At 47.1% G+C, this 7,252-nt stretch carries 10 protein-coding genes; 3 read left to right on the top strand and 7 right to left on the bottom strand.

The genetic code is table 11. The features are described 5' to 3' along the window. From C1T29_RS18565 to C1T29_RS18555, 3 genes are all read left to right on the top strand, one after another. A partial coding sequence (locus C1T29_RS18565) for a sensor histidine kinase (protein WP_208945528.1) occupies positions 1-978 on the top strand: 978 nt, incomplete at its 5' end. An 86-nt stretch (positions 979-1,064) separates the two neighbouring features. Continuing rightward, a complete protein-coding gene (locus C1T29_RS18560) occupies positions 1,065-1,703 on the top strand; it encodes a two-component system response regulator ComA (RefSeq protein ID WP_003184849.1) in 639 nt (212 codons plus the stop codon). Positions 1,704-1,719: 16 nt separating this feature from the next. Beyond that, positions 1,720-2,109, top strand: a complete 390-nt coding sequence (locus C1T29_RS18555; RefSeq protein WP_009329508.1) for a hotdog fold thioesterase — start codon at positions 1,720-1,722, stop codon at positions 2,107-2,109. A gap of 61 nt (positions 2,110-2,170) precedes the next feature. Here C1T29_RS18555 and mnhG read toward each other — a convergent pair whose 3' ends face one another. From mnhG to mbhE, 7 genes are all read right to left on the bottom strand, one after another. Then, a complete protein-coding gene (gene mnhG, locus C1T29_RS18550) occupies positions 2,171-2,545 on the bottom strand; it encodes a monovalent cation/H(+) antiporter subunit G (protein ID WP_023856153.1) in 375 nt (124 codons plus the stop codon). Continuing rightward, positions 2,529-2,813, bottom strand: coding sequence for a Na(+)/H(+) antiporter subunit F1 (locus C1T29_RS18545; protein WP_003184842.1), 285 nt, complete (start codon positions 2,811-2,813; stop codon positions 2,529-2,531). Before C1T29_RS18545 ends, mnhG begins: the two co-directional genes overlap by 17 nt. Next, positions 2,813-3,289 (bottom strand): Na+/H+ antiporter subunit E, encoded by a 477-nt coding sequence (locus C1T29_RS18540; RefSeq protein ID WP_020452787.1) that lies wholly within the window; start codon positions 3,287-3,289, stop codon positions 2,813-2,815. The genes C1T29_RS18545 and C1T29_RS18540 overlap by 1 nt, the downstream gene beginning before the upstream one ends. Positions 3,290-3,294: 5 nt before the next feature. Further along, on the bottom strand, positions 3,295-4,773 hold the full coding sequence (locus tag C1T29_RS18535) for a Na+/H+ antiporter subunit D (protein ID WP_025809735.1): 1,479 nt from the start codon (positions 4,771-4,773) through the stop codon (positions 3,295-3,297). Beyond that, positions 4,766-5,107 carry a Na(+)/H(+) antiporter subunit C gene (locus C1T29_RS18530; RefSeq protein WP_020452785.1) on the bottom strand — a complete coding sequence of 114 codons (342 nt, stop codon included), beginning with the start codon at positions 5,105-5,107 and terminating at the stop codon, positions 4,766-4,768. The genes C1T29_RS18535 and C1T29_RS18530 overlap by 8 nt, the downstream gene beginning before the upstream one ends. Beyond that, complete coding sequence (locus C1T29_RS18525; RefSeq protein ID WP_003184834.1) at positions 5,107-5,538, bottom strand: Na(+)/H(+) antiporter subunit B; 432 nt, start codon at positions 5,536-5,538, stop codon at positions 5,107-5,109. The genes C1T29_RS18530 and C1T29_RS18525 overlap by 1 nt, the downstream gene beginning before the upstream one ends. Next, a partial coding sequence (gene mbhE, locus C1T29_RS18520) for a hydrogen gas-evolving membrane-bound hydrogenase subunit E (protein WP_208945527.1) occupies positions 5,535-7,252 on the bottom strand: 1,718 nt, incomplete at its 5' end. The genes mbhE and C1T29_RS18525, both read right to left, overlap by 4 nt.

Below are 7,252 nucleotides of genomic sequence, written 5' to 3'. Positions count from 1 at the left end.
AAAAACGATGGATCGGTATCGATGCTAGAGAATGATGCAGAAGAAAAACCGTGGATCCCGTACGAACAAGAAGTAACCAAGGTCATCACCGACATCGGTAAAATCGTCGAAGTCGACCGCGGATTTTTGATTAAGATCGGTGAACGGGGCGGGACTTCTTATGTCATGCTGTGTTTGTCGGTTTTAAATACGCCTAGGCTGACGCGCGATGAGATTTCGTGGCTTGAGACGCTGGCGTTTTATACGAGTGTTTCCCTGGAAAACGTCTTGAAAATCGGCGAGCTGATGGAGCATCTGGAACATGTGAAAAAAGAAGGGCCGAATCCGGCGTGGCTGAATAAATTGATGTTTGCGATTGAAGAGAAGCAGAGATCTGATTTGGCCCGTGATCTTCATGATTCTGTGCTGCAGGACATGATTTCCTTGAAGCATCAAAGCGAGATGTTTCTGGCTGATTTTGAAAAAGATAAAGTCTGTACGAATCAAATCAGGCAAAGGCTCATCAATATGAATGAGCAAATGTCCACCGTCATCCAGACGACAAGGGAAACGTGTCAGGAGCTGAGGCCGCAGCTGTTGTACGATCTCGGACTGGTCAAAGCCCTTTCGAAACTGGCGGCACAGCATCAGGAGTCCTCATCGATCGATAAGATCCGCCTCAATACGGAAAGGTTCTCAAAGGTGCTCGACCTGGACACGCAGCTGAATTTGTACAGAATTGTGCAGGAGCTTTTAAGCAATGCGGTTAAACACTCGAAAGCTAATGAGGTTTTGATTATGCTTGTCTGCATAAAAGAAAAAGTTGTTCTTCATTATGAAGATGACGGCATCGGTTTTGATCCGGACAAGCTTTATCAAAACAGCGCAAGCATGGGGCTGTCGGGCATTCGCGAGCGAGTCCGCGCGCTGAACGGCAGTCTGGATATACAGACAGCAGAAGGGAAAGGCTTCAGGGTCGCCATTGAAATGGAATTGTAATGTTTAGTTAACATTTTTGCTTGGCATCCGCCAAGTTTTTTCTATAAAATGGTGATAGGGCAAGGTTACGCAAAAGGGAGGAAATTATGAGAAGATTACTTGTGATCGATGATCATCCGGCTGTCATGGAGGGGACGAAGGCAATTCTTGAAACGAACCAGGACTTTGTTGTCGATTGCCTCAGCCCTGAAGCCAGCGAACAATTTCTCAAGAAGCATGATTTTTCTGCGTATGACCTGATCTTAATGGATTTAAATTTGGGTGAAATCAACGGCATGGACCTATCTAAGAAAATCCTTGAGACGTGTTCATCATGCAAAATTATCGTTTACACAGGCTATGAAGTCGAAGATTATTTTGAAGAGGCGATTCGTTCCGGCATGCACGGCGCCATCAGCAAAACGGAATCGAAGGAAAAGATTATAGAGTACATATATCAGGTACTGGATAATAAAATTGTCGTCGATTATGATTATTTCAAGCAGCTGATAACACAGCAAAAATCGAAGTCAAACAGCCAGCAGACCCAGCACGATCTTTTGACTGAAAGGGAATGCCTGATCTTAAAAGAAGTCGAAAAAGGCTATACAAATCAGGAAATCGCTGATGCGCTTCATTTAAGCAAGCGGTCGATCGAATACAGTCTGACTTCCGTATTCAGCAAACTGAATGTAGGATCACGGACAGAGGCTGTTTTAATCGCGAAATCTGAAGGCGTACTTTGATGAAGGGACGATTGTGATGGAAACGAAACATACACTTCTTGAAGCGTTGGGAATCGAGTTGAAGGAATGCAGCAAAGAGCGGTGTGTTGCGGTCATGCCTGTCGACGAAAGAACGCGTCAGCCATTCGGTTATCTGCATGGAGGTGCGTCCGTTGCGCTTGCTGAAACGGTGGCAAGTATCGGGGCATATCAGCATATCGATCCAAAAGAGCAGGCATGCTTCGGGCTTGAGATCAACGCCAACCATATTAAATCGGTGAAAGACGGAACGGTTAAAGCGGTCGCAACGCCTCTGCATGTAGGCAAATCAACAATGGTGTTTCAAATTGAAATACGCGATGAGCAAGACAGCCTGATTTGCACGTCCAGGTGCACGATGGCGGTCATCAGCCGCCCTTCATCGTAAACCAAAAAAACTCGCCTTTTAGGGCGAGTTTTCTTTTTATAAATAGGAATCTTCCTTCTTTTTATAAATAGGAATCTTCCTTCTTTTTAATCAGAAAATTTCTGTTGCCTTCATAATCGTCCTGTACGCTTTTCTTTTCCATTTTTACGCCGGTGTTATAGGCGGCCCTTGCGATCAGGTGGGCGCCTACAGGAGACGTCAGAAATACAAAGACGATACCGAGCAGCACTTTGGCCGTAATGAAGCCGTGCAGAAACCAGAAGTAAAAGAATACGCCGAGCAGCACGCTGATGATCCCCAATGTCGCTCCTTTAGAAGCGGCGTGGATTCTTGAGTATACGTCAGGCAGCCGCAGCGTTCCAAAGGAAGCGGCTAACGATATCAGTGCGCCAAGAAGGACCAAGACGGCGATAAGCAATTTAGCGGCTTCGATCATTTTCGATAATCTCTCCTTTCTCAAGGAATTTAGAAAATGCGACGGTGCCGATAAAGGCCAGAATACCGATCAAGAGGATGACCTCCAAATATGCTGTCGTATTTAACAAGATGGACACGAGAGCCGTAATTCCGATCAGGTTGATGCCGATCGCATCAAGCGCCACCACTCTGTCCGGGATGCTCGGCCCTTTAATGACCCTCAGGACATACAGAAAAGTGGAGACCGCCAAAATGCCGAGTGACAATTGCAAAATAAATTCAAACATCAGCGGCTTACCTCCTTAATGGCCTCTTCAAACGAAATGCGGATATCACTGATGGCTTTCTCAGCATCATCGATATCGACCGCATGAATATAAAGAATCGAACGGTCATCAGAGATATCAACAACCAATGTGCCCGGTGTCAGCGTAATCAGGTTCGCCAATGTCGTGATTTCCCAGTCCGCTTTAAGGTCTGTCTTGAAGGCGAAGATGCCGGGCTTATTTTTTAACCTTGGGGATAAGATCGTCTTTAATACGCTGACGTTTGCGAGAACGAGCTCTTTAATAAAAATAAACAGCAGTTTAATGATCGCCCAAATGTTAATTAAGTAAAAGCGGCGGCGGAAAAAACGCCTCATCAGAAAGAGCGAGAATAATCCGATCACATAACCGACGACAAGCCCGGCAGCAGTGTAGTCATTGTTCAGAAACATCCAGCACAACGCAAGAATAAAGTTCAACAATATTTGTAATGCCATGCGATCTACTCCTTCAAAACGGCTTCAATATATTTTTCGGGGTTGACGAGCGTATCAGCCGCCTGATGGAAATACGGCGCGATAAGCTCGGTTCCGAGTCCGATGGCAAGCGACAGAAAGAGCAGTACCGCTGCCGGATACATGTAGCCTTTTAGCGGTCTTTTGGCCGGAGCATCTTCCTGTTCATCCCCCCAGAAGCCGTTGATAAATATTTTCATGACGGAATACAAGACGAGCAGACTGGATAAAAGCATCAGCAGCGTAATCACGAATTCACCGCTTAGAAAGCCGCCCTCTGCAATTTTCAGCTTGCCGATGAATCCGCTGAAAGGAGGGACCCCTGCCAATGAAACTGCTGAAATCATAAACATCCAGCCGAGCACCGGATGGTTTTTGATCAGGCCGCTCATTTTTTTCAGGTTGTTTGTCCCTGTCAGAGTAAACAGCGCTCCGCCAAGCATAAACAGCGCTCCTTTAATGATCATGTCATGAATCAGATAGTAGACAGATCCTTCGATCGAAGCCGGCGTATTGGCGGCGATACCGAATAAGATCACACCGACCGCAGTCACAATATTGTAGATAATGATTTTTTGAACATCCCAGTAGGCGATCGAGCCGATGACACCGAAGATGATCGTAAGGGCCGCAAGCCAGACCATTAATTGATGAGTAAAAGCCGCGTCTTGGGTGAAAATTAATGTAAACACCCTTGTGATCGCGTATAGGCCGACTTTGGTCAGAAGTGCGCCAAACAGTGCGGACACAGCGGCAGGCGGCGCATAATAAGAACCAGGCATCCAGAAATACAGCGGGAAAATGCCGCCTTTTAAACCGAAGACGATCAAAAATAAAACAGCGATGACCGTGATCAGCCCGGTTTGGCCCGATTCACTGATCCGAACGCTCAAATCCGCCATGTTTAATGTGCCCGTCACCGCATATAAATAAGCGACTCCGATGACAAAGAGGGCGGAAGAGATAATGTTAAAGACGATGTACTTCAGAGATTCCCGCAGCTGGATCTTCGTGCCGCCAATGACGATCAGCACATACGAAGCCATCAGGAGAACCTCAAAAAATACGAACAGGTTAAACAAATCCCCGGTTAAGAAAGCGCCGCTAACTCCGGCAAGCAGGAACTGGACCGCGGGATAATAAAAGAAACGCTCGCGTTTTTCGCCGATGGAGCGAAACGAATAAAGAACCGTCAGAAATCCGATAATGGCTGTCGTTAACGCCAGAAGGCTGGCGAATTGATCAGCGACAAGGCTGATCCCGAACGGCGGCTTCCACCCGCCGAGATATAAGGTCTGGATTCCGTCCGTATAGACGGTCTGCACAAGAACAGCGGCCGCCGCGATCGCCGCAATGGAAGATATGGCGCTGAATGCACGCATCAGCACGATCGACTTGTTCATAAAGATGAGTAGAACTGCGGCCATTAAAGGAATCAGTATTGGCAGAATTACAAGATTATTCATGTTGATCATTTCCCCTCATTTGATCCATATCATCCATTTTCAGCTCTTGGTAGGCGCGGAAAGCCATGACCAGGAGAAACGAGGTGACCCCGAAAGCAATGACGATCGCCGTTAAAATCAACGCCTGAGGGAGAGGGTCGACATAGGTTGACGACTCTTCATTTAAAATGGGAGGCGCACCTTTTTTTAACCCTCCCATTGTCAGCAGAAGCAGGTGGACGCCATGGCTGAGAACGGCAGTTCCGATAATCACCCTCAGAAGGCTTTTTGAAAGCAAGAGATATGTCGCCGCCATAAACAAAATTCCTACAATAAAAGACATTAAAATCTCCATTATTCTCTCTCCCCAATCGTCTGAATAATGGTCATGGTCACGCCGACCACTACGAGATAAACCCCGATATCAAACAATACCGCGGTGGCAAGCTCCGTTTTCCCCAAGAGCGGAAGGTTAAAGTAATCAAACGCGTGGGAAAGAAACTGAGCGCCGAATAAAAATGAGCCGATTCCGGTGGAAACGGAAATGAATAAGCCGACGGCCGCCACATAGATAAAGTTGACGGGCAAAATGTTCTGCACCGTTTTTAAATCATAGGCAAGCAGCAGAAGGACGAGCGAAGACGCCGTCATCAATCCGCCGATAAAACCGCCGCCCGGGTTATTATGGCCGGCAAAAAACAGATGGAAAGAAAAGAGCAGAATGATAAAGGATGCAATCTTTGTAACGGTTTGCAGGATCACATCATTCGTCTGAACCTTTTTCAATGCTCTTCCCCTCCTTTCCCCATTCTGAGCCTGATCATGCCGTATATTCCTAAAGCGGCTATGACAAGTACAGTAATTTCAAACAATGTATCAAATCCCCTGAAGTCGACCAATATCACGTTGACGATATTGTGGCCGCCCGCGAGTTTATAGCTGTTTTCAATAAAATACGATGCGATGCTTTCAAGGGAGCGCTGGCTGTTTGCAGAAAGTGCGAGCAGCGTCACAACAGTTCCGACTCCGACCGAGACAAGCGCATTTGTGACCCTGAACTTAGCCGACTTCGGCTTGAATCTGAGCTTCGGCAAATGATAGAAGCAAAGCAGGAACAATGCGACTGAAATCGTTTCGATAATCAGCTGCGTCAGCGCGAGATCCGGCGCTCTGAAAATGACGAAGAACAGCGCAAGCGTGTAGCCGATGACGCCGAGCCCGATAATCGCCGTCAGTCTTGATCTTGCGAAAACGGTGGTAAATGTTGCGGCAATCATGACGGCTGACAAAACAAGCTCATAGATGCCGATTGAAGCATTGCCTTTCACATCGTATGAAAAGCCTCCGGTAACAACGAGCGATCCGCCGATGATCACGATAAAGAAGACAAAAACATAGACGAGATAATCGCGAAGAAACCCGGTCATATACGTTCTTGTAATCTTGTTGGAGCCTTTTTCAAGCCCAGACAACGAGCTGTCGTACAGTTTGTTGAGCGTCAGTTTTTCCGGGAAGAGGCCGTAGACCTTCCGCCATTTTGACAAGGTCAAATAGGCGAGAACGCCGAGAGCAACGACGCCGATTGTCATGTAGAGTTCAGATGAAAAGCCGTGCCACATGTAAATATGAACCTTGAATTTTTCGTCTCCGTCCAAAAGGGTCGGCATAATCGACGATGCAGCCGGTTCAATGATGCTGTATGACAGAATGTTCGGGAAAAAGAAAAAAATCACCACGAGAGAGACGAGGACAATCGGCGAAATCAGCATGCCGAGTGGAGCCTCATGCGCTTGTTTTTCAAGTTTTTCAGGCTGATATTTCCCCCCGAACGTTTTAAACAGCAGAACCATGCAGTAAATGAACGTAAACACGCTTCCGATCCAAGCCAGAACAGGAAGCACAAAACTCCATGTGTCGGCGTTATACAAATTAAAATCCGTAATCCTGAGCATGCTGGTGAAAAACATTTCCTTGCTCAAAAAGCCGTTGAACGGCGGCAGACCAGCCATTGAAAACGCGCCGATCAGCGTAATCGTAAACGTAATCGGCATGATCGTCATCAGACCGCCGAGCTTGCGGATATCCCTCGTTCCCGTTTCATGATCGATGATTCCGACCGCCATGAACAGGCTGCCTTTAAATGTCGCGTGGTTGATCAAGTGAAAAACGGCAGCGATCACTGCAACCATATAGTATTCAAAATTTTGATAGTGCAAAGCTGCGGCACCGACGCCGAGCATCGACATGATCATTCCGAGCTGGCTGACCGTAGAAAAGGCAAGTATCGCTTTTAGATCAGTCTGCTTGACGGCGTTGAACGAACCCCAGAAAAGCATGACAATCCCCGTGAGGGACACGATCCAAAACCATTCCCCGGAAAAAGCGAACACAGGGGTGAATCTTGCAACGATATAAATTCCCGCTTTTACCATCGTGGCGGAGTGCAGGTAAGCACTTACAGGCGTTGGTGCTTCCATCGCGTCTGGAAGCCAGATGTAAA

It is taken from the genome of Bacillus sp. MBGLi79 (genome assembly GCF_002953915.1).
Note: the sequence above shows the minus strand (reverse complement) of the source record. Positions and strands in the feature narration are given on the sequence as shown.